This window comes from Amycolatopsis sp. NPDC104863, assembly GCF_055582965.1.
Genome location: NZ_JBVJOW010000002.1, coordinates 115,045 through 139,111 on the forward strand (window position 1 = coordinate 115,045; position 24,067 = coordinate 139,111).

Annotated in this window: 28 protein-coding genes; 11 read left to right on the top strand and 17 right to left on the bottom strand. The window is 71.7% G+C overall.

Annotation, left to right across the window (positions count from 1 at the left end; genetic code table 11):
- Positions 1-2 precede the first annotated feature (2 nt).
- Complete coding sequence (locus ACZ63J_RS09770) at positions 3-860, top strand: siderophore-interacting protein (protein WP_465403851.1); 858 nt, start codon at positions 3-5, stop codon at positions 858-860.
- On the opposite strand, the gene ACZ63J_RS09775 is transcribed toward ACZ63J_RS09770, so the two are convergent.
- Together ACZ63J_RS09775 and ACZ63J_RS09780 are read right to left on the bottom strand one after the other, a co-directional pair.
- Positions 857-1,075, bottom strand: coding sequence for a hypothetical protein (locus ACZ63J_RS09775; RefSeq protein WP_465403853.1), 219 nt, complete (start codon positions 1,073-1,075; stop codon positions 857-859). The two genes, ACZ63J_RS09770 and ACZ63J_RS09775, sit on opposite strands and share 4 nt — an antisense overlap.
- Before the next feature lie 19 nt (positions 1,076-1,094).
- Complete coding sequence (locus ACZ63J_RS09780) at positions 1,095-1,736, bottom strand: hypothetical protein (RefSeq protein ID WP_465403854.1); 642 nt, start codon at positions 1,734-1,736, stop codon at positions 1,095-1,097.
- A 111-nt stretch (positions 1,737-1,847) separates the two neighbouring features.
- On the opposite strand from ACZ63J_RS09780, the gene ACZ63J_RS09785 reads away from it, so the two are divergent.
- From ACZ63J_RS09785 to ACZ63J_RS09800, 4 genes are read left to right on the top strand one after another with little or no spacing between them, the layout of a single operon-like run.
- A complete protein-coding gene (locus tag ACZ63J_RS09785) occupies positions 1,848-2,273 on the top strand; it encodes an SRPBCC domain-containing protein (protein ID WP_465403856.1) in 426 nt (141 codons plus the stop codon).
- Positions 2,273-2,593, top strand: a complete 321-nt coding sequence (locus ACZ63J_RS09790) for an ArsR/SmtB family transcription factor (protein WP_465335610.1) — start codon at positions 2,273-2,275, stop codon at positions 2,591-2,593. The genes ACZ63J_RS09785 and ACZ63J_RS09790 overlap by 1 nt, the downstream gene beginning before the upstream one ends.
- A 20-nt stretch (positions 2,594-2,613) precedes the next feature.
- A complete protein-coding gene (locus tag ACZ63J_RS09795; RefSeq protein ID WP_465403858.1) occupies positions 2,614-3,945 on the top strand; it encodes an MFS transporter in 1,332 nt (443 codons plus the stop codon).
- A complete protein-coding gene (locus ACZ63J_RS09800; RefSeq protein WP_465403860.1) occupies positions 3,945-4,751 on the top strand; it encodes a DUF899 family protein in 807 nt (268 codons plus the stop codon). The genes ACZ63J_RS09795 and ACZ63J_RS09800 overlap by 1 nt, the downstream gene beginning before the upstream one ends.
- Here ACZ63J_RS09800 and ACZ63J_RS09805 read toward each other — a convergent pair.
- Positions 4,714-5,547 carry a uroporphyrinogen-III synthase gene (locus ACZ63J_RS09805; protein WP_465403862.1) on the bottom strand — a complete coding sequence of 278 codons (834 nt, stop codon included), beginning with the start codon at positions 5,545-5,547 and terminating at the stop codon, positions 4,714-4,716. The two genes, ACZ63J_RS09800 and ACZ63J_RS09805, sit on opposite strands and share 38 nt — an antisense overlap.
- On the bottom strand, positions 5,540-6,508 hold the full coding sequence (locus ACZ63J_RS09810; protein WP_465335614.1) for a helix-turn-helix transcriptional regulator: 969 nt from the start codon (positions 6,506-6,508) through the stop codon (positions 5,540-5,542). Before ACZ63J_RS09810 ends, ACZ63J_RS09805 begins: the two co-directional genes overlap by 8 nt.
- A 63-nt stretch (positions 6,509-6,571) precedes the next feature.
- Between ACZ63J_RS09810 and ACZ63J_RS09815 the strand changes: the two genes are divergently transcribed.
- The 3 genes from ACZ63J_RS09815 to ACZ63J_RS09825 are packed head-to-tail and all read left to right on the top strand — an operon-like array spanning position 6,572 to position 8,524.
- The gene (locus tag ACZ63J_RS09815; protein ID WP_465403864.1) at positions 6,572-6,967 is read left to right on the top strand and encodes a DUF3224 domain-containing protein; all 396 of its coding nucleotides are present in this window, start codon (positions 6,572-6,574) and stop codon (positions 6,965-6,967) included.
- A gap of 9 nt (positions 6,968-6,976) precedes the next feature.
- Entirely contained in the window at positions 6,977-8,074 is a 1,098-nt protein-coding gene (locus ACZ63J_RS09820; protein ID WP_465403866.1) for a DNA glycosylase AlkZ-like family protein, read from the top strand.
- Positions 8,075-8,104: 30 nt separating this feature from the next.
- Positions 8,105-8,524, top strand: coding sequence for a hypothetical protein (locus ACZ63J_RS09825; RefSeq protein WP_465403868.1), 420 nt, complete (start codon positions 8,105-8,107; stop codon positions 8,522-8,524).
- On the opposite strand, the gene ACZ63J_RS09830 is transcribed toward ACZ63J_RS09825, so the two are convergent.
- The 8 genes from ACZ63J_RS09830 to ACZ63J_RS09865 form a co-directional block, all read right to left on the bottom strand.
- A complete protein-coding gene (locus tag ACZ63J_RS09830; protein ID WP_465403870.1) occupies positions 8,521-9,624 on the bottom strand; it encodes a uroporphyrinogen-III synthase in 1,104 nt (367 codons plus the stop codon). The genes ACZ63J_RS09825 and ACZ63J_RS09830 overlap by 4 nt on opposite strands.
- On the bottom strand, positions 9,621-9,962 hold the full coding sequence (gene nirD / locus ACZ63J_RS09835; RefSeq protein WP_465403872.1) for a nitrite reductase small subunit NirD: 342 nt from the start codon (positions 9,960-9,962) through the stop codon (positions 9,621-9,623). Before nirD ends, ACZ63J_RS09830 begins: the two co-directional genes overlap by 4 nt.
- Positions 9,959-12,466 carry a nitrite reductase large subunit NirB gene (gene nirB, locus ACZ63J_RS09840; protein ID WP_465439402.1) on the bottom strand — a complete coding sequence of 836 codons (2,508 nt, stop codon included), beginning with the start codon at positions 12,464-12,466 and terminating at the stop codon, positions 9,959-9,961. The genes nirD and nirB overlap by 4 nt, the downstream gene beginning before the upstream one ends.
- 1 nt (position 12,467) lies before the next feature.
- The gene (locus ACZ63J_RS09845) at positions 12,468-13,826 is read right to left on the bottom strand and encodes a nitrate/nitrite transporter (RefSeq protein ID WP_465335621.1); all 1,359 of its coding nucleotides are present in this window, start codon (positions 13,824-13,826) and stop codon (positions 12,468-12,470) included.
- Between the two features lie 133 nt (positions 13,827-13,959).
- On the bottom strand, positions 13,960-14,757 hold the full coding sequence (locus tag ACZ63J_RS09850; protein WP_465335622.1) for a TIGR02569 family protein: 798 nt from the start codon (positions 14,755-14,757) through the stop codon (positions 13,960-13,962).
- Between the two features lie 143 nt (positions 14,758-14,900).
- Positions 14,901-16,076, bottom strand: coding sequence for an adenylyltransferase/sulfurtransferase MoeZ (gene moeZ / locus ACZ63J_RS09855; protein WP_465439404.1), 1,176 nt, complete (start codon positions 16,074-16,076; stop codon positions 14,901-14,903).
- Between the two features lie 87 nt (positions 16,077-16,163).
- The gene (locus ACZ63J_RS09860) at positions 16,164-17,330 is read right to left on the bottom strand and encodes a DUF3152 domain-containing protein (protein ID WP_465403878.1); all 1,167 of its coding nucleotides are present in this window, start codon (positions 17,328-17,330) and stop codon (positions 16,164-16,166) included.
- A gap of 80 nt (positions 17,331-17,410) precedes the next feature.
- Complete coding sequence (locus ACZ63J_RS09865; RefSeq protein ID WP_465336089.1) at positions 17,411-18,343, bottom strand: alpha/beta fold hydrolase; 933 nt, start codon at positions 18,341-18,343, stop codon at positions 17,411-17,413.
- A 159-nt stretch (positions 18,344-18,502) separates the two neighbouring features.
- Between ACZ63J_RS09865 and ACZ63J_RS09870 the strand changes: the two genes are divergently transcribed.
- Entirely contained in the window at positions 18,503-19,129 is a 627-nt protein-coding gene (locus ACZ63J_RS09870) for a TetR/AcrR family transcriptional regulator (RefSeq protein ID WP_465303004.1), read from the top strand.
- Between the two features lie 7 nt (positions 19,130-19,136).
- Here ACZ63J_RS09870 and ACZ63J_RS09875 read toward each other — a convergent pair whose 3' ends face one another.
- Together ACZ63J_RS09875 and ACZ63J_RS09880 are read right to left on the bottom strand one after the other, a co-directional pair.
- Positions 19,137-20,045 carry an alpha/beta fold hydrolase gene (locus ACZ63J_RS09875; protein ID WP_465403880.1) on the bottom strand — a complete coding sequence of 303 codons (909 nt, stop codon included), beginning with the start codon at positions 20,043-20,045 and terminating at the stop codon, positions 19,137-19,139.
- Positions 20,042-20,950: an AurF N-oxygenase family protein gene (locus ACZ63J_RS09880; protein ID WP_465403882.1), complete on the bottom strand. Its 909-nt coding sequence runs from the start codon at positions 20,948-20,950 to the stop codon at positions 20,042-20,044. The genes ACZ63J_RS09875 and ACZ63J_RS09880 overlap by 4 nt, the downstream gene beginning before the upstream one ends.
- Before the next feature lie 55 nt (positions 20,951-21,005).
- On the opposite strand from ACZ63J_RS09880, the gene ACZ63J_RS09885 reads away from it, so the two are divergent.
- Complete coding sequence (locus ACZ63J_RS09885; RefSeq protein ID WP_465335627.1) at positions 21,006-21,773, top strand: TetR/AcrR family transcriptional regulator; 768 nt, start codon at positions 21,006-21,008, stop codon at positions 21,771-21,773.
- On the top strand, positions 21,770-22,087 hold the full coding sequence (locus tag ACZ63J_RS09890; protein ID WP_465335628.1) for a DUF4873 domain-containing protein: 318 nt from the start codon (positions 21,770-21,772) through the stop codon (positions 22,085-22,087). Before ACZ63J_RS09885 ends, ACZ63J_RS09890 begins: the two co-directional genes overlap by 4 nt.
- Positions 22,088-22,240: 153 nt before the next feature.
- Here the strand turns inward: ACZ63J_RS09890 and ACZ63J_RS09895 are convergent, their stop codons facing one another.
- The 3 genes from ACZ63J_RS09895 to ACZ63J_RS09905 all read right to left on the bottom strand — a co-directional run bounded on the left by ACZ63J_RS09895 (position 22,241) and on the right by ACZ63J_RS09905 (position 23,864).
- Positions 22,241-22,696, bottom strand: a complete 456-nt coding sequence (locus tag ACZ63J_RS09895; protein WP_465403884.1) for a pyridoxamine 5'-phosphate oxidase family protein — start codon at positions 22,694-22,696, stop codon at positions 22,241-22,243.
- A 164-nt stretch (positions 22,697-22,860) separates the two neighbouring features.
- A complete protein-coding gene (locus tag ACZ63J_RS09900; protein ID WP_284747446.1) occupies positions 22,861-23,091 on the bottom strand; it encodes a DUF3107 domain-containing protein in 231 nt (76 codons plus the stop codon).
- Positions 23,092-23,210: 119 nt separating this feature from the next.
- Positions 23,211-23,864 (bottom strand): ferritin-like fold-containing protein, encoded by a 654-nt coding sequence (locus ACZ63J_RS09905; protein ID WP_465403886.1) that lies wholly within the window; start codon positions 23,862-23,864, stop codon positions 23,211-23,213.
- Between the last annotated feature and the right edge of the window lie 203 nt (positions 23,865-24,067).

Here is a 24,067-nt window from a genome sequence, read left to right on the forward strand (position 1 = left end):
TAATGACGACGCAGGTGGAGCGCCCGGCCCTGACCTACCACCGCGCGCGGGTGGCCGTGGTCCGGCCGGTCACGCCGCACACGGTGCGCGTGACGTTCGAGGCGGCGAGCTTCCGCGAGGTGCCGCCCGGGGCGCCCGACCAGTACGTCAAGGTCTTCTTCCCGCTGCCGGGCCAGGAGGCGCCGGTGCTGCCGGAGACCGGCTCCGACGTCCTGTCGTGGTACCGCACGTACCTCGCGATGCCCGACGGCACCCGGCCGCCGATGCGGACCTACACCGTGCGCGCGCACCGGCCGGCGGCGGCGGAGATCGACGTCGACTTCGTGCTGCACGGGGACGACGGCCCGGCTTCGGTGTGGGCGTCGCGGGTCACGCCGGGCGACCGCGTGGCGTTCCTGGGCCCGCACGGCCTCTACGACGTCCCGGCCGGCACCGACTGGCAGCTCCTGGTCGGCGACGAGACGGCGCTGCCCGCGATCGGCGCGATCATCGAGCGGCTCCCGGCCGGTACGCGCGCTTCGGTCTACGTCGAGGTCTCGGAGCGCGAAGAGCGTCAGACGTTCGAGACGCGCGGAGCGGTCGAAGTCCACTGGATCGTCCGCGGCTCGCGACCGCTGGGCGAGCCGTTGCTGGACGCGGTGCGCGGAGCGACCTTTCCGGGCGGAGCGCCGTACGCGTGGGTGTCCGGCGAAGCGGGCGTCGTGAAGCTGGTGCGGCGACACCTCGTGCGGGAGCGAGAAGTCGACAAGCGGCGGATCTGCTTCACCGGGTACTGGCGGCGCGGGCTCAGCGAAGAAGCCGCCAGCCGCGAAGCCGTCCGCGCGGCCGAAGCGGGCGAAGTCCCGGCTGACGAGGACTAACTGCGCCGCACCACCCAGCCGTGCCCGGAGAGCTGGTCCGCGGCCAGCGTGTCGTAGCTGCGCGTCAGGCGGTCGACGCCACGACCCGTCGTCCAGCACAGCTCGCCGGGGCTGATCTCCTGGTCGCCGCAGTAAACCGGGCCCAGCGACACACCGAGCACGAACACCGCGCCGCCGAGGGCGACCGCGAGGTAGCTGGGACCGCGTTCCGTCATGCGTTCGCCTCCGGCGGTCTCAGTGGAGTCGGTGCGCGCGGACGCGCCGGGAGATTTCGGCCGGGTCGAACAGGGTGCCGAACGGGATTCCGCGGCACTGGCGGCACAGCGTCGCGCACGCCACGCGCACCCCGGCCGGAGGACCACCGACCGCACAGTCCTCGATGACGGCGAACAGCCGTTCCGGGCGCGAACCGCAGTTCTCGCACCGGTCCCCGACCAGGCACAGGCTCGAGATCGGCGCCGACCGGGCCGCCAGGTCGACACGATGGAGCTCGACCGCCTCGCGGCGCTCCAGCTCCCGGTTCAGCGCGGCCAGCGCCGGATCCAGCGCTCGCAGGTAGTTGACGCGCGGGGCCTGGAACGGCCGGCGCCACCACGGCGCGAGCAGCCCCAGCGCCACCCGGCGGCCTTCCAGGAAGGCGTTCCCCAGCTGGCGGTCGTGCCCGGTCTTCAGCAGGCTCACCGCGTGCGCCAGGCTTCGGCACAGCTCTTCCAGCCCCGGCGCGTCACGCGGCCAGGCGGGGGCGGCCCGGAGCACCACCGGCTCCGCCACCGGCTTCCGCGCCGGCAGTTCCTCGGGGGGAGCGACCCGCTTCGGCTCTTTCGGCTGGGTGCGGTGCCGTGCCTTCTTGGGCTTCCGGTGCTGGGACCGCGGCATACCCGGGTTTGTACTGCACCGGCGCCGGGACCGGTCCCCGAAGTGCAACCCGCGGGTTGCGCCACTGCCTTTCATGTGCAACTCTGGTGTTGCACATGAAAGGAGTCCGACATGATCATCGAACGCGAGACCCTGATCGCCGCGGCGCCGGAGAAGGTCTGGGCCCTGGTGGCCGAGCCCGCTTTCTGGGCGACCGACGACGAGACCGTCCGGGGCACGCTGGCCGAGGAAGGCCAGACCCTGGTGGTCATGCACTCGGAGCACGGCGAGTTCCCGATGCGCGTCGAGAAGGTCGATCCGCCGAACTACCTGGCCTACCGCTGGGTGAGCGCGTTCCCCGGCGAGGAGCTGCGCGAAGACAACTCGACGCTCGTCGAGTTCACCCTGACCCCCGAAGGCGCCGGCACCCGGCTGCGCGTCGTCGAGAGCGGGTTCACCGAGCTGCCGACGTCCGACGAGAACCGCCGCAACGTCGTGAAGGACCACACCGCGGGCTGGGAGCAGTGCTTCGCCGCACTCGCCGCTCGCGCCGCGTGATGTCCTCCGACGTCGTCGACGGTGTCCTGGCCGCACTGGCCGACCCGACCCGCCGGCAAGTGCTCGACCTGCTCGCCGCCCACGGCCAGGCCACCGCGACCACTCTCGCCGGCGGCCTCCCCGTCTCGCGGCAGGCGATCGTCAAACACCTCACCGTCCTGGAAACGGCCCAGCTGGTCGACAGCGTGAAGGTCGGCCGCGAGGTCCGGTACGCGGTGCGGTCCGAAGCCCTGGACGCGACGGCCCGCTGGATGTCCGGGCTCGCGGCCGACTGGGACCGCCGCCTGGCCAAGATCAAGCGCCTCGCCGAGCAGGACTGACTCCCCGGTTGGAGAAACCCGTGTCCCTTGTCGCGCTACCCCCTGCCCGTTTCACGCCGAGACAGCGCGCGGTGCTGGCCGTGCTGCTCGGCGCCGGTTTCCTGCTGTCGATCGACTTCTCGATCCTGAACGTCGCGTTGCCGCAGGTCGGCGCGGGTGTCGGGCTCGGTCTGACGGCGTTGCCGTGGGTCAGCACGGCGTTCGTGCTGCCCGCGGCCGGCTTCACCCTGGTGTGCGGGCGCCTCGCGGACCTCGTCGGGCGCCGCCGGATGTTCCGGTCCGGCATGGCCTTGCTGGCCGCGGCGTCGCTGCTGGGTGGTTTCGCCACGAACCCCGAACTGCTGCTGACGGCCCGCGCGTTGCAGGGCTTCGCCACCGCGATGACGCTGCCCGCGGCGCTCTCGCTGCTGACCACGACGTTCACCGAAGGCCGGGCGCGCGACCGCGTCCTCGGCCTCAACGGCGCCCTGCTCTCCGGCGGCTTCACCGTCGGCGCCCTGGTCGGCGGCGCGCTGGTCGGCCTGCTGAGCTGGCGCGCGGCGTTCTTCGTGAACGTCCCGGTGGCCGTCGCGATCTTGCTCGCTTCGCGAGTCGTGGCGGAGTCGACGCGGCCCGGGCGGACGCGGCCGGACCTGCCGGGCGCGGTGACGGTCAGCGGCGGCCTGCTGGCGCTCGTCTACGCGGTCATCACGTCGAGCCTCGTGGCCGCGGCCGCCGCGGCCGTGCTGCTGGTGGCGTTCGTGGTGGTCGAACGGCGTGCGCCGGCCCCGCTGGTGCCGCCGCGGATCCTGGGCCGCCGCACGGTGCAGTGGGGCAACTTCGGCGGCCTGGTCCTGTTCGCCGTGGAGCCCGCGGTGATCTACCTGACCACGCTCTACCTGCAGCGGGTCCTGGGCCTGTCGCCGCTGGTCACCGGCCTCGTCTTCGGGCTGCCGGGCCTGGCCTCGGTGGCCGCGGGCGTGCTCGCCGGGCGGGCCATCGGCCGCTTCGGCAGCCGGGTGCTGCTGGCCGCCGGGCTCGTCGTGCAGGCGCTGGCCACGCTGCCCCTGGTGTTCCTCGGCCCGGACCGCACGGCGCTGCTGATCCTGGTCCCGGCCCTGTTCATCGGGTTCTTCGGGCACGTTTCCGCGATCGTGGCGTTCACCGTGACCGCGACGTCCGGGCTGCCCGACGAAGACCAAGGCCTGGCCACCGGGCTGACGTCGATGACCCAGCAGGTCGGGATCACCGTCGGCATCCCGGTCCTGGGCGCGGTCGCCGTGCTCGGTGGCACTCCCCTCGCGCTCGGTGTCGCCGTGGCCGTGACGCTCACCAGCGCCGTCCTGATCACCGTCAACCTGAAGGAGAAGTGATGGACATCGTCGACCGGACCACCTTCCAAGCCGAGCTGGATCGCTTGCGCGGCAGGGAAAAGGCCCACACCCACGAAGGCGACGCCATCGCCGCCGCCCGGCGCCGGCTGCCGGTGGTCGAGGTGGACGCCACGCTCGAGCTGCTCGGCCCGGACGGCCCGGTCACCCTGCTCGACGCGTTCGAAGGCCGCCGTCAGCTCATCGCGTACTACTTCATGTGGAACCCGGGCCGCCCGGCGGCCGAGCAGTGCGAAGGCTGCACGTTCTACGCCAACCAGGTCGCCGAGCTCGCCAACCTGCACTCGCGGGACATCACGTACGCGGTGTTCTCGCAGGGCCGCAACGTCTCGGTCGAACCGGCCGACGCGCGGACGTCGTACGAGGAAAGCCTGCGGTACCGGGCTTTCATGGACTGGCAGATGCCCTGGTACTCGGCGCAGCCGTCACTGGACACGCTGCTCGTCGGGCGCGAGATCGGGCTGTTCCACCTGGTCTGCTACCGGCGTGAGGGCGACCGCGTCTTCGAGACGTACTGGACGAAACGCCGTGGTGTGGAAGCGATGGACTACAGCTACGCGCTGATGGACCTGACGCCGTTCGGCCGCCAGGAGTCCTGGGAGGACTCCCCCGAAGGTTCACCGCAGGCGTGCACCAACGTCCGGACCGAAACGGGTGCGCCCGAGTGGACCCCGCTCACGAGCTGGCCGGGCGGGCGGCCCATCGCCCAGTGGCCGCGCCTCGCTGCCGGCCGTGACGACGACCTCGGCCCTACGACCGGCTCTGCACAGCACCACCGGTGCCACTGAGCGTCGTGACCAGCAGTTTCACCAGGGCGCCGAGGCGCTGCCGGTCCGGTTGCAGCGTGCGCACCCCTGCTTCCTCCAGCGGCGCCGCTGTCACCGGGCCGACGCACGCGCACACCACCGGCCCGCGCAACGCCGCCAGCAGCTCGGCGTAGCGGCCGTGGTCCCGGGCCAGCGTCAGGAAGTTCGCCGCCGCCGGGGCGCTGGTGAACGCGAGTGCGGCCAGCTCACCGGCCACGGCCGCGTCGATCAGGTCGTGCACCGGCGTCACGTCCGGCGGCGAGTACCACCGGTACGGCTGCACCTGAAGCAGCTTGGCCCCGGCTCGCACCAGCGGCTCCGTGTGCTCCGGGAGCGGCGTGCCGTGCAGCTGGACCAGCACCCGCGCGCCGTCGACACCGGCGGCGACCAGGGCTCCGAACAGCTCCGCGTTGCTCTCCGACGCAGCCGAATAGGACTCGCGCAGGCCGCCGCCGCGCACCGCGCCGACGGCCTTCGGGCCGCGCGCGTAGATCCGGGACTCCCCCAGCGCCTGCACGAGCCGGTCGTGCAGGCCCCAGTCCCCGGCCGCCGCCAGCCAGCCGCGGAACCCGGCACCGGTCGTGATCACCGTGAAGTCCACCCGGCCGGCCAGCGCGGCTTCGGTGGCCGCGCGCAGCTCGGGGTCGCTGCCCAAGGGCACGATGGTGATCGTCGGGGCGTGCCGGACCTCCGCGCCGTGGCGTTCGAGGGCGTCGATGAACTCCTCGGCCCGGCGTTCGGCCGTGACGCCGATCGTGACGCCGCTCAGCTCACCCATAGGTCGCGCCCATCTCCTTGATCGCCTCCGCCAGCTCGGCCCGCAGGTCCGCCGGGGCGAGGACCTCCAGGTGCGGCCCGAAGCGCAGCAGCTCGCCGATGGCCGGCTCCCCCGGTTCCACCGGCAGCTCGACGGTGAGCCAGCCGTCCGCGTCCGGTTCGTTCGGGCAGTCCCGCAGCGCGCGGGCGCCGACCGAGCCCGCGTAGAACGGTACGAGAGCCTGCGCCCGCGGGGACAGGCGCACCACGGCGACGCGCGGGTACATCCGGCGTTCGAACTGCTCGGACCACTCCTGCCAGTACGTCGCGAGGTCGAACCCGGCGGGCCGCTCGAACTGCTCACCCAGGTCCGTCAGCTCCAGCACGCGGGAGATCCGGTAGGTGCGGTCGGTGCCGTCGCAGCGGGCGGCGAGGTACCAGTTGCCCGCCTTGAGGATCAGCCCGAGCGGCTCGACGTCGCGTTCGACGACCCGCTGGCCCCAGCGTTCGTAGCGGATCCGGATCCGGTGGGACGACCACACGGCGTCGGCGATCGCGGACAGCGCCGGCAGGCTTTCGATGCCCCGGTGCCAGCCGGGGACGTCCAGGTAGAAGCGCTCGGCGACGCGGCCGGCGCGGTCTCGCAGCTCCGACGGCAGCGCGGCGTACAGCTTGAGCTGGGCCGCCGCGAGGACCGTGCCGAGGCCCAGCTCGGCCGCGGCCACCGGCAGCCCGGCCAGCGACAGCGACTGGGCCTCCTCCTCGGTCATCCCGGTCAGGCGGGTGCGATAGCCGTCGACCAGGCGATACCCGCCGGTCCGGCCGCGGTCGGCGTACACCGGGACACCGGACGCCGACAGCGCGTCGATGTCCCGGTAGACCGTGCGGACCGAGACCTCGAGCTCCTCGGCCAGCTCTTCGGCCGTCATCCGGCCGCGGTTCTGCAGCAGCAGGAGGACGGACAGGAGCCGGCTGGCGCGCATGTTTTCCAGTCTGGCAGAAATACCTGACACAAGCTGACAGGTAAACCCGGCAGGGTGGTCCCCATGAACGCTTTCACCATGAAGAACTGGGAAGAGAACATCGTCAGCGGGACCGAAGGAGGCCCCCGGGTCGCGTACGCGCACGCCGCGATGGCCTACGACGGCGTCATCGAGGGGGAATCGGTCTGCGACCTGCTGCTCTACTACGCGGGCGAGGGCTACGAGAGCGGCACGACGACGTCGCCGAGCTTCGAGCGCTTCGAGGGCAAGGTCGGCGGTCGTGAAGGGACGTTCGTCGTGAAGCACGAGTTCACGTTCGACGCCCAGGGCATCGCGTCGACGTTCGAAGTCGTCCCCGGCTCGGGCACCGGCCAGCTGGCGGGACTCGCCGGCACCGGCACCGTCGGCGGCGCGATGGGTGAGGAGAAAATGGGGTACACCTTCGAGTACACGATCTAGGAGCCGCAGGTGGACCGTCGCCAGGTACTCGCCTACCGCATCGCCGAACACGGGCTGCACCGCACGGCGCGGGATGTCGCCGACCTCGCCGTCGTACAGGCCGGGCTGCAGGACAGCATGCGTGACACCGCGCTGCTCGCCCTGGTGGCCCGGCTCGACGGTGAAGTGTCCCTTGTGGACGACCCGCGGCTCGTGCTCGCCTGGACGCTGCGGGGCGCGCCGCACTACCACCTGGACCTCGCCGAGGTGACCCGCGCTCTGGTGCCGCTGGACGACGCGGACGCGCTGGCCCGGATGCTGTGGCAGCGCAAGGAACTGGCCGCGACCGGCCTGGCGGCGTCCGAAGTGGTCTTCACGGCGGCCGAGGCCCTCCGTGCGGTGGTCAAGGAACCGATGACCAAGGGCGCGGTCAGCACGGCGGTGACGAAGAAGCTGCCCCCGGCGTTCTCGCGCTGGTGTCGCGGCTGCGACGCGACGCACATCCACGAGCAGCTGATGCGCATCGCGGCGCCGCACGCGGGGGTCCGCCTGGTGGCGGGCGCGGCCCCGGCGACCCTGGCGCCGCTGAAGGGCCGCGGCCGGATGCGGAAGACCCCGGACGTCGCGGCGGCGACCTCGGTCGTCGAGTCGTACCTGCGGCTCAACGGCCCGGCCTCCCCCGGCGACGCGGCGGAGTTCGTCGGGACGGCCCGGGCGGTCGTGGACCGGACGTGGCCGTCGGACCTGGCCCCGGTGGACGTCGAGGGCAAGACCCGGTACCTGCCCGCCGACCGGCTGGCGGCGCTGGAGAACCCGCCGGAGCCGGACGTGGTGCGGCTGCTGCCGCCGTTCGACCCGTTCGTCCAGGCGCGGGACAAGGCCCTGCTGGTCCCGGATCCGGCGCGGCGCAAGGAAGTCTGGAAGATGCTGGGCAACCCGGGCGTCCTGCTGGCCGACGGCGACATCGCGGGTACGTGGCGGACCAAGGGCAGCGGCGCCAAGCTGGCGTTCACCGTGACGGCGTTCGCCCCGCTGCGCCCGGCGGTGCGCGAGGAGGCGGAGGCGGAAGCCGCGCGAGTGGCGGCGGCGCGAGGGTTCGAGAAGCACGACGTCACTTTTGCGGGTTAACGCGCGGCCCCGGGACCCTAGGCTGGCGGCGTGAACTTCTTCCGCAGGCTCATGCTCGGGACCGGCCGGCTGCCGGAGCCTATGCGCGTCGGCCTGACCGCCGAAGGGATCGTCTACCTGGCCGAGGGGTTGTCCGGTTCGGTGCGCTACCACGCGTACCGCGCCCCCGGCGTACGCCGCTTCGGTGCGGTCGACGCGACGACCGGCGCGCTGGTGGTGACGCGGCAGCGGCTGGTGGTGTGGCTCGCGGCGGGCGAACAGAAGGGCAAGCACATCGACGTCCCCCTGCGGGACGGCCGCCCGGCGGGGATCGAGGTCCGCGCGGAGGAGGGCCGGGTGATCCTCGGCTACGATCCGTCGGCGTTCCACCCGGACCGCTCCGGGCACGTCGAAGTGCACCTCAAGACCCCGGACGCCCCGAGGATCGCCACCCTCCTGCACGCGACTTAGGCGTCCACCGCGAGCCGGTACCCGCGCTTCACCACGGTCTGCACCACCCGGCCGCCACCGAGGGACGTCCGCAGCCGGCCGATCGCCGTCTCGACCGCGTGTTCCTCGCCGCCTCCCGGTAACGCCGAAATCAGCTCGCGGCGGGAAACCACCCGCCCCGGCGACACCGCCAGCGCTCGCAGCAGCGACATCGGCGCCGGGGCCACCTCGCGCCACTCGCCGTCGACCACCGCCGCCTGGCCGCGGAGCTCGATCGACAGCCCGCCCGCCGAAAACCGCGGCGACCGCGACAGCAGCGTCTCCGAAACCGTCCGGGCCAGCGCGCCGATCCGGGCCCGGTGCGGCTGGACCGTCGGCACGCCCAACGCCGCCAGCGGGCCCGCCGTGATCGGGCCGACGCACGCCGCCACCACCGGGCCGGACAGGGCCGAAACCAAGCCCGGCAGCCGGCCCGTCCGGCGGGCCAGCGCCAGCAGTGACGCCACCGCGGGCGCGCTCGTGAACGGCAACGCGTGGATCGACCCGTCGAGGACGCCGTCCAGCAGGCGGTCCACCGGGCCCGGGTCGACCGGGCCGACCCAGCGGTACACCGAAATCTCGATCACCTCGGCCCCGGCCGCGCGCAGCGCCTCGACGAAGTACGGCAGCGGCTCGCCGTGCAGCTGCACCGCGATCCGCCGGCCCGCGACCCCCGACGCGAGCAGGTGCTGCAGCAGCTCCGCGTTGCTCTCCGACGCCGGCGAGTACGCCTCCGAGAGCCCCGCCGCGCGGATCGCCCCCGTCACCTTCGGGCCGCGCGCCAGCAGCTCGGACGTCGAAAGCCGGGCGACCAGCGCGTCACCCAGGCCCCAGCCCTCGGCGGCTTCGAGCCAGCCGCGGAAGCCGATGCCGGTGGTCGCGACCACCGCGTCCACATGCGACTCCAGCAACGCCGCCGTCGCCGCGCGCAGCTCGGTGTCGTCCGTCAGCGGCACGATCCGGATCGCCGGGCCGTACCGGACCCCCGCCCCCTTGCGCACCAGCAGCGCGCCGAGCTCGTCGGCCCGGCGCGCCGCGGTGATGCCGATGACAAAACCGGCCAGCGGGAGCACTTCCGTCACGGTGACTCCACTTCGACCACGCCTTCCCGCACGCGCACTTCGTACACCGCGACGGAGACCCCCTCGGCGTCCAGGCACCGGCCGCTGTCGAGCGCGAACCGTTCTTTGTAGACCGGTGAGGCCACCACGGGCACCCCGCCCGCGTCACCGACGATGCCGCGGGAAAGCACCGCCGCACCGCTGCACGGGTCCCAGTTGGACAGTGCGTACCACCGGCCCGGCAGCCGGAAGATCGCCACCTGGACACCGTCGTCGAGCAACGCCGCGACCCCCGTGAACTCCGGGACCGCGGACGCCGGGCACACCGCCGTCCAGGTTCGTTCGATCGACGTCGTCATCGGCGCACCTCCGGGACACCCAGCATGACCGGCACTTTCTGCGCACGCTCCGACCGGAACGAGATCGCCGGGTCGGGTGTGCCCGGCGCGTTGACGAACGAGGTGAACCGGGCCAGCTTCTCCGGGTCCTCCAGCACGCCCTTCCACTCGTCGGCGTAGTTGTCGACGTGCTTGGCCATCGCCGCGTCGAGGTCTTCGCAGATGCCGAGCGAGTCGTCGACGATCACCGCCCGCAGGTGGTCGAGCCCGCCGTCCAGCTCCTCGATCCACGGCGCGGTCCGCTGCAGCCGGTCGGCCGTGCGGACGTAGAACATCAGGAACCGGTCGATCGTGCGGATCAGGGTGGCGGTGTCCACATCGGACACGAGCAGCTCGGCGTGCCGCGGGGTCGTGCCGCCGTTGCCGCCGACGTAGAGGTTCCAGCCGTTCTCCGTGGCGATGATGCCGAAGTCCTTGCTCCGCGCCTCCGCGCATTCCCGCGCACACCCGGACACCGCCGACTTGAGCTTGTGCGGCGACCGCAGCCCGCGGTACCGCAGCTCCAGCTCGATCGCGAGCCCGACGCTGTCCTGCACGCCGTAGCGGCACCACGTCGACCCGACACACGACTTCACCGTGCGCAGTGCCTTGCCGTAGGCGTGCCCGGACTCGAACCCGGCGTCGACGAGCCGCCGCCAGATCAGCGGCAGCTGGTCCACCGTGGCGCCGAACAGGTCGATCCGCTGACCGCCGGTGATCTTGGTGTACAGCCCGAAGTCCTGCGCCACCTGGCCGATGACGATCAGCTTCTCCGGCGTGATCTCCCCGCCGGGAATGCGCGGCACGACCGAGTACGTGCCGTTGCGCTGCAGGTTCGCCAGGTACCGGTCGTTGGTGTCCTGCAACGTCAGCTGCTCCCCGGCGAGCACGTGCCCGTTGCCGAGCGTGGCCAGGATCGACGCGACCGCGGGCTTGCAGACCGCGCAGCCGCTGCCCGAGCCGTAGCGGCTGATCAGCTCGCTGAACGTCGTGATCCGCGTGGCCTGGACGATCTCGAACAGCTCCGCGCGCGACTGCGGGAAGTGCTCGCACACGGCCTTCGACTGCTCGACCCCGCACGCCGTCAGCAGCTTGCCCAGCAACGGGACGCACGAGCCGCACGCGGTCCCGGCCCGGGTGCAGGCCTTGAGCTTCGGCACGGAGTCACAGCCGTCTTCGTGGATCGCGCGGGTGAGCGCACCCTTGGACACCGCGTTGCACGAGCAGATCTGCGCCGCGTCCGGCAACGCGTCGACACCGACGGCCGCGCCGCCGCCCGCCGGGGCGAGGATCGCACCCGGCTCGGCCGGCAGCGGACGCCCGACCAGCGCACGCAGGGTGTTGTACTCCGTCGCGTCGCCGACGAGGACACCGCCGAGCAGCGTCTTGCCGTCGTCGGTGACCACGAGCTTCTTGTACGTCCCGGCGACCGCGTCGTTGACCGCGACTTCCAGCGCGCCTTCCGCCCGGGCGTGCGCGTCCCCGAACGACGCGACGTCGACCCCCATCAGCTTCAGTTTCGTGGAGGTGTCCGGCTCCGGGAACGTCCCGGACCCGCCGGTCAGCTGCGCGGCGACGATCTCCGCCATCGCGTAGCCGGGCGCCACGATGCCGTACACCTTGCCGTCGACGGCCGCGCACTCACCGATCGCGTACACCGCCGGATCGCTGGTGCGGCAGGAGGAATCGACCAGGACACCGCCGCGCGGGCCGACGTCCAAACCGGACTGGCGGGCGAGGTCGTCCCGCGGCCGCACCCCGGCGGAGAACACGACGAGGTCGACGTCCAGCTCGGTCCCGTTGCCCAGGCGGGCCACCAGCCGGGAGCCGTCGGCCTCGATGGCGTCGGTCGACGTTCCCGTGTGGACGGTCACGTCCAGCGCGGTGATGAGCCGCCGCAGCAGCGCGCCGCCGCCCTCGTCGACCTGCAGCGGCATCAGCCGCGGCGCCATCTCGACGACGTGCGGGGAAAGTCCCATGTCCCGCAACGCCTTCGCGGCCTCCAGGCCGAGCAGGCCACCGCCGATGACTACGGCCGAGCGCCGCCCGCGGCCCGGCTTGTCGACGGCCGCCGCGCGGATCGCGTCGAGGTCCTCGATGGTCCGGTAGACGAAACAGCCGGGCAGGTCGTGGCCGGGCACCGGCGGCACGAACGGCCGTGAGCCGGTGGCCAGGACCAGCGCGTCGTAGGAGACCACGGCGCCGGACGCGGTGGTCACCGTGTGCGCGGCCCGGTCCACCGACGTGACCAGCTCGCCGAGCCGCAGGTCGACCGCGGGATCGTTCGCGTAGTCCGAGCCCGGCAGCGCCAGGGAAGCCGGGTCCCAGGTGTCCACATAGGACGTCAGCGCCACCCGGTCGTACGCCGGGCGCGGCTCCTCGGACAGGACGACGACGTGCCAGGAGCCGGCGGGGTCTTCCGCCCGCACCGCCTCGACGAGCCGGTGCGCGACCATGCCGTGTCCGGCGACGACCAGGGTGGGCATCTCAGACCTCCGCTCCCGCGAGCGCCAGACCGCGCTCACCCGTCGGCTGTTCGGCGGGTTTGCGCAGGTAGACCACCCACGTGACGGCGAAGCACAGCCCGTAGAAGACCAGGAACCCGATGAACGCGGGAACCCCGCTGCGAGCGTCGGCGAACGACTGCCGGAACGCGAGGTTGATGAACAGGCCGCCCTCGGCGCCGATCGCGCCGGCCAGGCCGATCAGCGCGCCGGACAGCCGCCGCGCCTTGAGCAGCTCGGCCGCCTCGTCGGCGCCGTTCGCGATCGCCGTCCGCGCCTTCGCCCGGAAGATCGCCGGGATCATCTTGTACGTCGAGCCGTTGCCGACGCCGGCGAGCACGAACAGCACGATGAACGCGACCGTGAACAGCACCAGGGACTTCGACGTCGACGCGAGGATGAGCACGACCGTCGCCAGCGCCATCCCGGCGAACGTGGCGACGGTGATCTTGCCGCCGCCGATCCGGTCGGCGAGCCAGCCGCCGGCCGGGCGCGAGAGCGAGCCGAGCAGCGGGCCGAGGAACGTCACCGCGGCCGCCTGCAGCGGCGTGCGGCCGAACTGGTTCTGCAGCACCAGCCCGAACGCGAAGCTGTACCCGATGAACGAGCCGAACGTGCCGACGTAGAGCAGCGACATCACCCAGGTGTGCGCGTCCTTGACGACCTCGCGCATCGCCTTCGTGTCGCCCTTCACCGTGGCGAGGTTGTCCATGTAGAAGTACGCGCACACCGCGGCGACCACGATCAGCGGGATGTAGACGTAGAGCACGAGCCGCGGCGCGGTCGCGCCCGCCGTGCCGATCACCAGGAGCCCGACGAGCTGGATCGCCGCGACGCCGAGGTTGCCGCCCCCGGCGTTGAGGCCGAGGGCCCAGCCCTTGTGCTTCTCCGGGTAGAAGGTGTTGATGTTCGTCATCGACGACGCGAAGTTGCCGCCGCCGACCCCGCCGAGGGCCGCGACCAGCAGGAACGTGCCGAGTGACGTGCCGGGGTGCAGCACGGCCGCGGCCAGCACCGTCGGGACGAGCAGCAGCAGCGCGGACACGACCGTCCAGTTGCGGCCGCCGAACTTCGCCACGGCGAAGGTGTAGGGCAGCCGCATCAGGCCGCCGACCAGCGTCGGCGTCGAGACGAGCAGGAACTTGTCGGCCGCGGAGAAGCCGTAGTCCTTGCCCATGAACAGGACGATGACCGACCACAGTGTCCAGACCGAGAAGCCGATGTGCTCGGCCAGCACCGAGAACCACAGGTTGCGGCGGGCGACCCGCTTGCCGGTCGACGCCCAGAACTGCTCGTTCTCCGGTTCCCAGTGCTCGATCCAGTGCTTTCCTTGGTGCGCCACGGCGTTCTCTCCTCGGCGTCTCGGGGACAGGCCCTGACGCTAAGGAGGCCGTGTTACTCGGAATCGACCGAATGTTTCAGGCAGTTGACATTGCGGCGGACCTCACGCCGCCCCGGCGGTGAGGTGCACGCGCTCACAGGACACCGCTGACCTCGCGGGCCGCCGCGCGGAGGCCGTCCAGCGCGGCGTGCGTGGACCGCGGGTTCAGGGCGTGCGCCGCGAGCCGGAACAGCACCGCACGCAGCAGCAGCTGCGGCCACTCCGGCAGGTGCGCCCAGCGTTCGAGCAGGTCACGGGTCGCGTCGCCCCAGGCGAGGGCGTCGACCGCGACGATCGCCGCGCCGTACTCGCCCGGGCGGTAGTACGGGACGAAGTCGACGACACCCGGGGCGGCGTCGCCGTCGAACAGCAGGCCCGCGAGCAGCTCGCCGTGCGCCACCTGCGACGGCAGCCGGATCGGGCGGCGGGCGCCGGCGAGGACCTCGAACCAGCGGCCGCCCTTCGTCTCCTCGAGCGGGACCTCCAGCTCTTCCCACGCGACGCGGTCGGCGACGGCGTCGACGTCCTTGCGGCCGGCGATGAAGTCCGGCCGCGGCAGGCCCATGGTCGCGCGGTGCAGCTTCACCGCGGCCAGCACGGAGGCGTCACCGCGGTGTTCCGGCGCGCCCGCGACGAACCGGGACGCCGTCCAGCCGCCGACGATCCAGCGGCCGTCGGAGGAGCGGACCGGCTTCGCCACGCGCAGGCCCGGCTCGTCGACGTAGTCGAGCGCGCGGGCCGTCCAGAGCGTTTCCGCCTTGTCGGTGACCGGCTTGAGCACGAGGTCGCCGCAGCGCCACGCCGCCGAGTCCGGCATCGGCTCGCTGCCGTCGTCCAGGCCGCCGAAGGCCGCGCAGACGTGCGCCGGGGGACGTTCGAGGGTTGACCGCACAACTGGTGACGGTACCCGGCAGAGCCCGCCACGATCGAGAAGACGCGCTGGTCACGCAGTGTTTTGGAACGTGCGGGACGACTCGGGCGAAACGCCGTGAAGGCCGCCTCCGAAGCCGGAGGCGGCCTTCACGGGAGCCACTGTCAGTAGGTCGGCAGGCTCGGGTCGATCTGCTTCGCCCAGGCCAGGACACCGCCGCCGAGGTGCGTCGCGTCCTTGAAGCCGGCCGCGTGCAGCGCGGCGAGCGCCTCCGCGGACCGGGCGCCGGACTTGCAGTGCAGCACGATCGGCTTGTCCTGCGGCAGCTCGGCCAGCGCCTCGCCGGACAGGATCCGGTCCTTCGGGATCAGCGTCGCGCCCTTGATGTTGACGATCTCGTACTCGTGCGGCTCGCGGACGTCGATGAGGGCGAAGTTGTCGCCGTTGTCGAACTTGGCCTTGAGCTCCGCGGGCGTGATGGTGCTCCCCGTCGCGGCCTTCGCGGCCTCGTCGGAAACCACGCCGCAGAACGCCTCGTAGTCGATCAGCTCGGTGATCTGCGGGGTCTCCGGGTCCTTGCGGATCTTGACCTCGCGGTACTTCATCTCCAGCGCGTCGTAGCTGATGAGCCGCCCGAGCAGCGTCTCGCCGATGCCGGTGATGAGCTTGATCGCCTCGGTCACCATGATCGAGCCGATGGACGCGCAGAGCACGCCCAGCACGCCACCCTCGGCGCAGGAGGGGACCATGCCCGGGGGCGGCGGCTCCGGGTAGAGGTCGCGGTAGTTGAGGCCCTTGCCGTTCGGCGCGTCTTCCCAGAAGACGCTGACCTGGCCCTCGAAGCGGAAGATCGAGCCCCAGACGTACGGCTTGCCGAGCAGCACCGCGGCGTCGTTCACCAGGTAACGCGTGGCGAAGTTGTCGGTGCCGTCGACGATCAGGTCGTACTGCTCGAAGATCTCCAGGGCGTTCGACGAGTCCAGCCGGTCGGTGTGCAGGTGCACCTTGACCAGCGGGTTGATCTTGGCGATCGACTCCTGCGCGGAGGCGGCCTTGAGCTTGTCGATGTCCGACTGGCCGTGGATGACCTGGCGCTGCAGGTTCGACTCGTCCACGACGTCGAAGTCGACGATGCCGAGCGTGCCGACCCCGGCCGCGGCCAGGTACAGCAGCGCCGGGCTGCCGAGGCCGCCGGCGCCGATGACCAGGACCTTCGCGTTCTTCAGCCGCTTCTGCCCGGTCACCCCGACGTCCGGGATGATCAGGTGACGGCTGTACCGCGCCACCTCTTCCTTGGTGAGCTCGGCAGCCGGCTCGACGAGCGGCGGCAGTGCTGACATCGGGTCCTCCATCTCGCGGGTGCGTCCATCCCACTATGCACAACACCCGCTGGCAAAAAGACCTTCCCGGATGCCCAGATGCTGGGATCAGCTTTTGGGAGTGGGATTCGGCCAGGCGTTGGGGACGCAGATGCGGCCGTCCTTGGCCACCTTGCCCTTGTCGCCGCCGGGGATGTCGTTGAGCATCGCGACGTAGTCGTCGTTCACGCCGAAGGACTGCTGCATCATCACCGGCGCGGGCTGGCCGTTGCCACCGCAGCCGACGTGCTGGTTGCCCAGCGCGTGCCCGACCTCGTGGTTGATGGCGTACTGCCGGTAGCCGGTCATGTCGGCGCCGAACGCCTTCGCGCCGCGCACCCAGCGGGCCAGGTTGATCAGCACGCGCCCCATGCTCTTGCGGTAGCAGGACGCCTCGAAGGTGATCTGGAACCCGCAGGCGTCCGCCCGGTGCGTCGTCTCCGGCGTGGTGAGGCTCACCCTGAACGACGGGTTGGGGAAGTTCTGGTCGACGCGCTGAAGGGCGATCTTGCCGTCCCACGTCCAGCTCTTGGGATCCGACAGCGTGCCTTGCACGGCCGCGGCGAAAGCGTCGTCCCCGGCGTAGCTCGCCGGGTCGATGCCGTCCTCGACGTCGACGGTGTAGGTGTAGGGCTTCCCGTTGCCGATCTTCGGCCCGCTGCCCGGAACCGTGTGCCACTGACCGGTGCCGGCCTGGGTGAACGGGCTGCCGGTCGGCAGGTCCGCCGTCGGGACCTTGAGGTCGACCGGGGTGGCGGGGTTCTCCGGGATGCCCTGGTCGCCGTTGCCGTCGATGGCGCCGCCGGAGGTGTCGCCGCCCGCCGACTCGACGCCGGCGGGCGCGCCCTGCTCGGCGATCGGCTCGGCCGGGCTGTTCGCGGTGTTGACCACGACGAGCACGGTCAGCACCACGAGGATCGGCAGGGCGTAGACGCGCCAGCCGTAGGTCCTGGTGAGCTTGTGCAGCGCCGACTTGGGCGGGTCGGCCTCCGCCTTCGCCTCCCGGGCCTCCTTGTGCGGCTTCCAGGAGGCGCTCAGCGGCTCGGCGGTGGTCCGGCGGCCACCCGGGCGGTAGCGGTCTTCGGCGACGCGCTCGGCCGGCGCCCTCGACGGGCGGTACTGCCCGGTGCGCGGGGGGTCCTCGGGCTCCGGGGCGCCGTGCGGCGCACGGCGGGCCGACGCGCGGTGGGGAGACCGCCGATCTTCGCCTCGCGCGTCCTGCTTCACCCGGTCCACCGCACCAGGGTGCCACAGCGCCGAGCCGCCGCCCTCGGCGACTGGCGGGTCGCCCGGCGATCAGTTGTCGCCCGATCGGGTTACCAGGTTCCGGCGTCGACGTGCTCCCACATGCCCAGAACGGCCTTCGCCACGGCGATCGGGCGTTCCATCTGCGCCACGTGGCCGGTGCGCGGGAGCACGAGGAGCCGGGCCTTCGGCAACGCGCGCGCGGTCCGGACGGCGCGTCGCACGGAGATCACGCGGTCGTCGCGGCCCCAGACGACCAGAGTCGGCGCCTGGACCCGGGGCGCGGCGGCCCAGAGGGACGCCTTCCCGAGCGTCGACCAGGCCCGGAAGATGGCGAAGGTGCTGCGGGCCATCGCGGGCGCGGCCCAGGTGAACCCGGCGCGGGCGCCGTGCTCCTCGGTCAGCTCGTCGAGCCGGCTCTCGGGGAACCTCGACGGGTCGGCGAAGCACAGCTTGATGACCTGCGCGGCGCGTTCCCGCGGGCCGAGCGCGGCCAGCTGCGCCCGCACGCGCCCGCCGACCAGCGGCAGGTAGGCCAGCGCCATCCGCGGGTCGGACAGCCGTCGCGGGTCGGGCCGGCGATCAGGCATCGCCGGCGAGATGAGCGTCAGCGTCTTGACCAGCTCCGGCCGCCGTTCGGCGATGAGCAGCGCGATCGCGCCGCCCATCGAGTTGCCGAGCAGGTGCACCGGCGCGCCGACGGCCTCGATGTGCCGCGCGACGACGTCCGCGTGCGCCTGGAGGCTGAAGTCGAAGCCCGCTTCGGGCTCCGAATAGCCGAATCCGGGCAGGTCGGGGGCGGTGCCGCCGGCGACCGGCGCGAGCAGCGCGGCCAGGTCGGTCCAGTTCGTCGAGGAGCCGCCGAGGCCGTGCACGTAGACCGCGGGGACGCCGTCCGGGCCCGGGGTGCGGCGGACGTGGAGGCGGGCTGGGCCGGTTTCTTCGAAGGTCGCCGGCCAGGGCGGGAGGATCGGCTCCAGGGGTGGAAGTTCCCTGGTCGACATGGGCACGTGGGTCAGCGGCGCCCGCGTGGTCGCGGCGGTGTTCACGAATCCAGGATGCCCGACACTTGGCAAGGCATACATACCGGCGAGTAATCTTCAGGGCGACTTCACGCGGTGGCGACCCCGCCCGTCGAAGGGTGTGAAGACGGGAGGAAGAGCATGACGGAGATGACACGGCTGCAGCAACGTGGGGTGCGGCTGCCCCGGACCGAGCGCCGGGCCCAGCTCCTCGCCGCGGCGCAGCGGGTCTTCGCCGAGAACGGCTACCACGCCGCCGCGATGGACGAGATCGCCGAAGTGGCCGGTGTCAGCAAGCCGGTGCTCTACCAGCACTTCCCCGGCAAGCTCGACCTGTACATCGCGCTGCTGGAAAGCCACGTCGACGAACTGGTCAAGCGCGTCCAGAACGCGTTGAACTCGACGACCGAGAACAAGCAGCGCGTCCCGGCGACGGTCGGCGCGTTCTTCGACTTCGTCAGCAACGACGCGGGCGCGTTCCGGATGGTCTTCGAGTCCGACCTGCGCGGCGAGCCGGCGGTCCAGGAGGCGGTCGACCGCGCGACGTCGGCGAGCGTCGACGCGATCACGGACACGATCACCGCGGACGCCGGTCTCGACGAGGACAAGGCGCGGCTGCTGGCCGTCGGGCTGGTGGGGATGAGCCAGGTCAGCGCCCGGTTCTGGCTGCAGCACCACCAGTCGATGAGCCGCGAGGAGGCGGTGGCCCTGACGGCCAACCTGGCCTGGCGCGGCATCGGCGGCGGCTTCCCCCTCAAGGACTCCTGAGGAGGGGTCAGCGGGTGGCGGTCCGGACCAGCGCCGAGATGCGACGGGCGACCTCGGACGGGCGCTCCTGCGGGAGCATGTGCCCGGCCCCGGGGTAACGGACGAACTCCGCGTGCGGCAGCTCGTCCGCGATCACCTTCGCGTGCGCCAGCGGGCAGAGCCGGTCCCGCTCCCCCGCCAGCACCACCGACGGCACGTCGCACAGCGCGCCCAGGCCCCCGACGCCGCGGTGGGCCGCGATCGCGTCCAGGAACAGCCCGGCGCTCGCCGGGTGCGCGGTCAGCAGCTGCTCGACGACGCTGTCCACCTGCGCCCGCCCCGGCCGCGCGCCGAACACCAGCCGGCGCGCGCCCGAGCGGACCATCCCCGGGCGCAGCCGCAGCGTGTCCGACCGCAGCCGCGCGAGCAGGCGGGCCACTCGCGGCTCGAAGCGCGTCACGCCCCGCCCGACCAGCCCGGGGAACCCGAGCGTGAGCTTGTCCATGTCCCCGGACGACGTCGCCACGAACGCCGCCCCCGCGAGCCGCTCCCGGACGAGCTGCGGATGCCGCTCGGCAAGCACCATGAGCGTCATGCCGCCCATCGAGTGCCCGGCGAGCACGAGCGGGCCGTTCGGGACGCGGTCGGCGATCAGCTCGGCGAGGTCGTCCGCCAGCCGCGAGATCGACGCCGACCCGGGTCGCGCGTGCGCCGAGCCGCCGTGGCCGCGCAGGTCGTACCGCAGCACGCGCACGCCCGGGTCCAGGTGCGGCAGCACGAAGTCCCACGTCCGGTGGTCCTGCGTCCAGCCGTGCACGAGCACCAGCGTCACCGCCGAGTCGGCCGGCCCGGACTGCTCGACGTGCAGCGCGGCGCCGTCGCTCGCGACGAACCGGTGCCCGAGCGACGGGTCGCGCAGCCGCGCCGCGGTGGTCATCGGCCCGCCGGGAGCAGGAAGGACTTGCGCCAGAAGTACTTCCCGGGCAGCCCGACCAGGCCGGACTCCTGCAGGAACGGCATGATCTTCTCCCCGGCCCAGGCGATTGTTCCCTGCCAGTGCGGGTTGTTCAGCGCCGCCTCGACGCCGTCGCGCGGCCGGATGCCGACCGCCTTGTAGACGTTCGGGTTGATGAACGCGCGCGTCACGAAGTACGAGATGACCGCGATGATGAACTGCTGGTAGGCGATTTCGGCCTTCGAGAGCTTCGCCATCCCGCGCGTGACTTCTTCGCGGGCGAAGGTGACATGCCGGGCCTCTTCGAGCACGTGGATCCGGTTGACCATCCGGACCAGCGGCTGGACGCCGTCGTCGTTCATCTGCTCGCGCTGCAGCCGGTCGAGGACCTCCTCGGCGACCAGGATCGCGCCGTAGCGCGCCGGGCCGTAGGAGATCGTCGGCATCAGCTTCGCGAGGCGCCGCAGCCACGGCACCGGGCCGTAGGCGGGGCAGCCGATCCGCGACGCCATCCGCGCGAACATCGTCGAATGGCGGCATTCGTCGGCGATCTCGGTGAGCGCGAACTGCGCGTGCGCGGACGTCGGGTCCTGCTCGTAGACCTCCTTGAGCAGCATCTGCATCAGGAGGATCTCGAACCACAGCCCGGTCGTCGCGACACTCGCGACCTCGTGCTTGCCCAGCTCGATGCGCTGCTCCGGGGTCAGCTCGTCCCAGAGTTCGGTGCCGTACAGCGAGGAGCGTTCGTCCAGGATGAAGCGTTTGCCTTCGACGAGCGGCGCCGCCCAGTCGATGTCGACGTCGGGGTCGTAGAACTTGTTCGCCGACGACTTCAGCAGGCGCTCCGCCGTCTTCTCGCGATCCGGTTCCTTCAGCGTCCGCGTCATCGCCGACACCCCTTCCGCAATGTGTAACTTGAGGTAACAGTTACCTGTGCGTAGCATGAGCCCCGTGATCGAACGTGTCAAGCGCTCCGGCAAGCCGTCCAAGCCCTCGTCGCGCGACGGGGAGGCGACCGGCGACGCCCGGCGCGACCGCTGGCGCAAGCACCGGATCGCGCGGCGCAAGGAGTTCGTCGAAGCCGCGCTGCGGGCGCTCGACACGCACGGCCCCGACCTCGGCATGGAGGACGTCGCCGCGGAGGCCGGCGTCACGAAACCCGTGCTGTACCGGCACTTCGACGACAAGGCCGATCTGTATGTGGCCCTCGGCCAGCGCGGCACGGAGATCCTCTTCGAGCGCCTGATCCCGGCGATCAACGCCGAGCTCGCGCCGGTGCCGCGGATCCGGATGGCCCTCGACGCGTTCTTCACGGTGATCGAGGAGCACCCGAACCTGTACCGGCTGCTCGCGCACGGCCGCCCGGAGAAGCCGGTGTCGTCCGACGTCGTGGCCGAGGACAAGGAGCTGATCGCGTCGGCTTTGACGGCGCTCCTCGGCGACTACATGCGGATGTTCAACATGGACTCCGGCGCGGCCGAGCCGTGGGCGCACGGCATCGTCGGAATGGTCCAGAACACCGGCGAGTGGTGGCTCGACCGCCGTTCGATGAGCCGCGACGCGGTGGTGGAGTACCTGACGCAGATCATCTGGGCGGCGATCGACGGCCTGACCCGCCAGAACGGCGTGGTCATCGACCCGAACCAGCCCCTGGAAGCCAACAAGGTGGTCCAGCTGGGCCGCGCCGAGCCTTTGGAGGAGACGTCATGAGCGACCACGACGAAGACGGCTACAGCGGCGAAGCGACCCTGGTGGTCGACGGCGTCTCGCTGACGACGACGGTGGAGCTGCGCGGCTACTTCCAGCCGATCGACGGGTTCTACCGCTGGTACGGCCGGGTGGCGGTGAACGAAGAGCTGACGAAGCTGGCGGGTGGAAAGAAGAAGCCGGTGTCCATCCAGGCCGGCGCGTATTCGGCGACCGGGGAGCTGTCGGACCCGGACCCGTGGGGCCGATACCGGATCATGGGGACCAGCACCCCGCCGTTCACCGTGCCGACGACGCTGGAAGAGCTCAACGCCTGAACGCCGGCGACCTCGGGCCAGCCGGACGATCCCGGCCGCGAGCACCGCATCCACTCAACGCCTGAACGCCGTGAAGGCCCCCTCGGCCGAGGGGGCCTTCACGGACTTCAGAACCGGTTCGGCCAACCCGCGCGGTGGCCGACCCGGCCGGGTTCAGGGCTGCCGCGGGCCGGGCAGCTCGCGGCCGGGCAGCCAGCCGTTCGGGATGTCCGTCGCGCGCCACTTGCGGATGCTCAGGCGGACCGCCGTGACCGGCGCCTCGAGGAACGGCGCCGCCTCCGGCACCTTGGCCACCAGCAGTGAGCGCACCAGCGCGTCGTCCTCGGCCGGTACGACCTCGGCGAGGGCCTGGGCCTGCAGGAACGGCTGCATCGGCGAGCCCGTCGAGACGACCACCGACACGACCGGGTTCTCCCGGACCGCGGCCAGCGTGCGCCCCCGGTCTTCGAGGACCAGGTTGAGCGTGAACGGCCCCGTCTCGGCGAAGTAGACCCCGCCCACCCAGGGGCCGTCGCTGCCCGAGGTCGCGAGGAACATCGACTTGTGCGCGCACAGGGTGTCCCGCACGAGGTCCGCCACGGCGCCGGCCAACGGCTCGACAGTGGTCATGCTTGCTACTCCCGGAAGGTCTCCTCCGGCGCCCCGTGGCACCGGATCGCCAGCCGAAGTTAGGCGGCGGCTTCGCGACACTCCAAGGAAAACGCACCGATCCGGTGAAAGCGCGAAGGCCACCCCAGGACGTCCTGGAGTGGCCTTCGCGGGCTCAGAGGCTGTCAGTCGCCGACGCCGAAGCCGACCTTGCGCACGTCGGACGGCGCGATCTCGACGTAGGCGATGCGGTCGGAGGGGACGATGTACTTGCGCCCCTTCTCGTCGCTGATGCGGAAGAGCCCGTCACCGGCCGTCAGGGCCTCGGCGACCAGCTTCTCCACCTCGTCGGGAGACTGGCCACTGGACACCACCAGCTCGCGCGGGGTGTCCTTGATGCCGATCTTGACCTCCACGTGGGACCTCCGCTGGAAATTCGAAAGGGATGTGCCCGGCAAGGCTAACCGAACCGGGTCGTTGCGGTGCCGCATGTCCGCGCCCGGCCACTTCGTCGTGTCTCGGAACTCCATCGGGATCAGCCCAGGCCGAGCGCCTGCATGCGCTTCGTGTGCCCCTGTTGCAACCGCCGGAACAGCGCCGCAATTCCGGAGAGGTCGCCCGACCCGCTGATGATGAGCTCGGCCAGGCCGTCGCGCTCGGCGACGACGTACTGGGCCTGCGTGAGGGCCTCGCCGAGCAGGCGGCGCCCCCACAGCGCGAGCTTGTCGCGGGTCTTGGGGTCGGCTTCGATCCCGGCCGCCACCTCGCGCTCGGCGAAGGCGGAGTGTCCGGTGTCGGCCAGCACGGTGAGCACCAGATCCTTGGTCTCGGGGTCCAGCCAGCTGGCGATCTCCCGGTAGAGGTCGGCGGCGAGCCCGTCGCCGACGTAGGCCTTGACCAGCGACTCCAGCCACGACTTCGGCGGGGTCGAAGCGTGCCAGTCGTCGATGTGGTTCACGAACGGCGCCATCGCGTCTTCGATCTTGACGCCGTTGCCGGCCAGGTGGTCCGACAGCAGGCCGTAGTGACCGATCTCGGCGGCCGCCATGGTCGCCAGCGCGGCGCGCCCGGCCAGCGTGGGAGCACTGCGCGCGTCCTCCGCCAGCCGGTCGAAGGCGGACAGTTCGAGATAGGCGATCACACCCAGAAGGTCGACGACGCCTTCGCTGATCTCTTTCGGCTCGGTCACGGCGGCCAGGGTATCGCCGAAGCACCCGGGCGTGTCGGGACGAGACCGATCCCACTGGCTCCGGCGCGCCGGGTACTGTTGAAAAACTGCTGACCAGGTACACTGGCATTCGATATCGAAGCTTCCGTACGCCATACCGGCGTCGGGAAACAGGCGGGCCACGAGGTCGGCCGACGTACTGCAATGTGCGTGCACGCCTCTTC

Excerpts from the sequence above, each read along its gene's own strand:
- ACZ63J_RS09895 (WP_465403884.1), bottom strand. The coding sequence starts at position 22,696 with ATGACCACTGTCGAGCCGTTGGCCGGCGCCGTGGCGGACCTCGTGCGG.
- ACZ63J_RS09790 (WP_465335610.1), top strand. The coding sequence starts at position 2,273 with ATGTCCTCCGACGTCGTCGACGGTGTCCTGGCCGCACTGGCCGACCCG.
- ACZ63J_RS09805 (WP_465403862.1), bottom strand. The coding sequence starts at position 5,547 with ATGGGTGAGCTGAGCGGCGTCACGATCGGCGTCACGGCCGAACGCCGG.
- ACZ63J_RS09870 (WP_465303004.1), top strand. The coding sequence starts at position 18,503 with ATGACGGAGATGACACGGCTGCAGCAACGTGGGGTGCGGCTGCCCCGG.
- ACZ63J_RS09815 (WP_465403864.1), top strand. The coding sequence starts at position 6,572 with ATGAACGCTTTCACCATGAAGAACTGGGAAGAGAACATCGTCAGCGGG.
- nirD (WP_465403872.1), bottom strand. The coding sequence starts at position 9,962 with ATGACGACGTCGATCGAACGAACCTGGACGGCGGTGTGCCCGGCGTCC.
- ACZ63J_RS09885 (WP_465335627.1), top strand. The coding sequence starts at position 21,006 with ATGAGCCCCGTGATCGAACGTGTCAAGCGCTCCGGCAAGCCGTCCAAG.
- ACZ63J_RS09880 (WP_465403882.1), bottom strand. The coding sequence starts at position 20,950 with ATGACGCGGACGCTGAAGGAACCGGATCGCGAGAAGACGGCGGAGCGC.
- nirB (WP_465439402.1), bottom strand. The coding sequence starts at position 12,466 with ATGCCCACCCTGGTCGTCGCCGGACACGGCATGGTCGCGCACCGGCTC.
- ACZ63J_RS09865 (WP_465336089.1), bottom strand. The coding sequence starts at position 18,343 with ATGTCGACCAGGGAACTTCCACCCCTGGAGCCGATCCTCCCGCCCTGG.
- ACZ63J_RS09810 (WP_465335614.1), bottom strand. The coding sequence starts at position 6,508 with ATGCGCGCCAGCCGGCTCCTGTCCGTCCTCCTGCTGCTGCAGAACCGC.
- ACZ63J_RS09800 (WP_465403860.1), top strand. The coding sequence starts at position 3,945 with ATGGACATCGTCGACCGGACCACCTTCCAAGCCGAGCTGGATCGCTTG.
- ACZ63J_RS09875 (WP_465403880.1), bottom strand. The coding sequence starts at position 20,045 with ATGACCACCGCGGCGCGGCTGCGCGACCCGTCGCTCGGGCACCGGTTC.
- ACZ63J_RS09775 (WP_465403853.1), bottom strand. The coding sequence starts at position 1,075 with ATGACGGAACGCGGTCCCAGCTACCTCGCGGTCGCCCTCGGCGGCGCG.
- ACZ63J_RS09770 (WP_465403851.1), top strand. The coding sequence starts at position 3 with ATGACGACGCAGGTGGAGCGCCCGGCCCTGACCTACCACCGCGCGCGG.
- ACZ63J_RS09785 (WP_465403856.1), top strand. The coding sequence starts at position 1,848 with ATGATCATCGAACGCGAGACCCTGATCGCCGCGGCGCCGGAGAAGGTC.
- moeZ (WP_465439404.1), bottom strand. The coding sequence starts at position 16,076 with ATGTCAGCACTGCCGCCGCTCGTCGAGCCGGCTGCCGAGCTCACCAAG.
- ACZ63J_RS09890 (WP_465335628.1), top strand. The coding sequence starts at position 21,770 with ATGAGCGACCACGACGAAGACGGCTACAGCGGCGAAGCGACCCTGGTG.
- ACZ63J_RS09780 (WP_465403854.1), bottom strand. The coding sequence starts at position 1,736 with ATGCCGCGGTCCCAGCACCGGAAGCCCAAGAAGGCACGGCACCGCACC.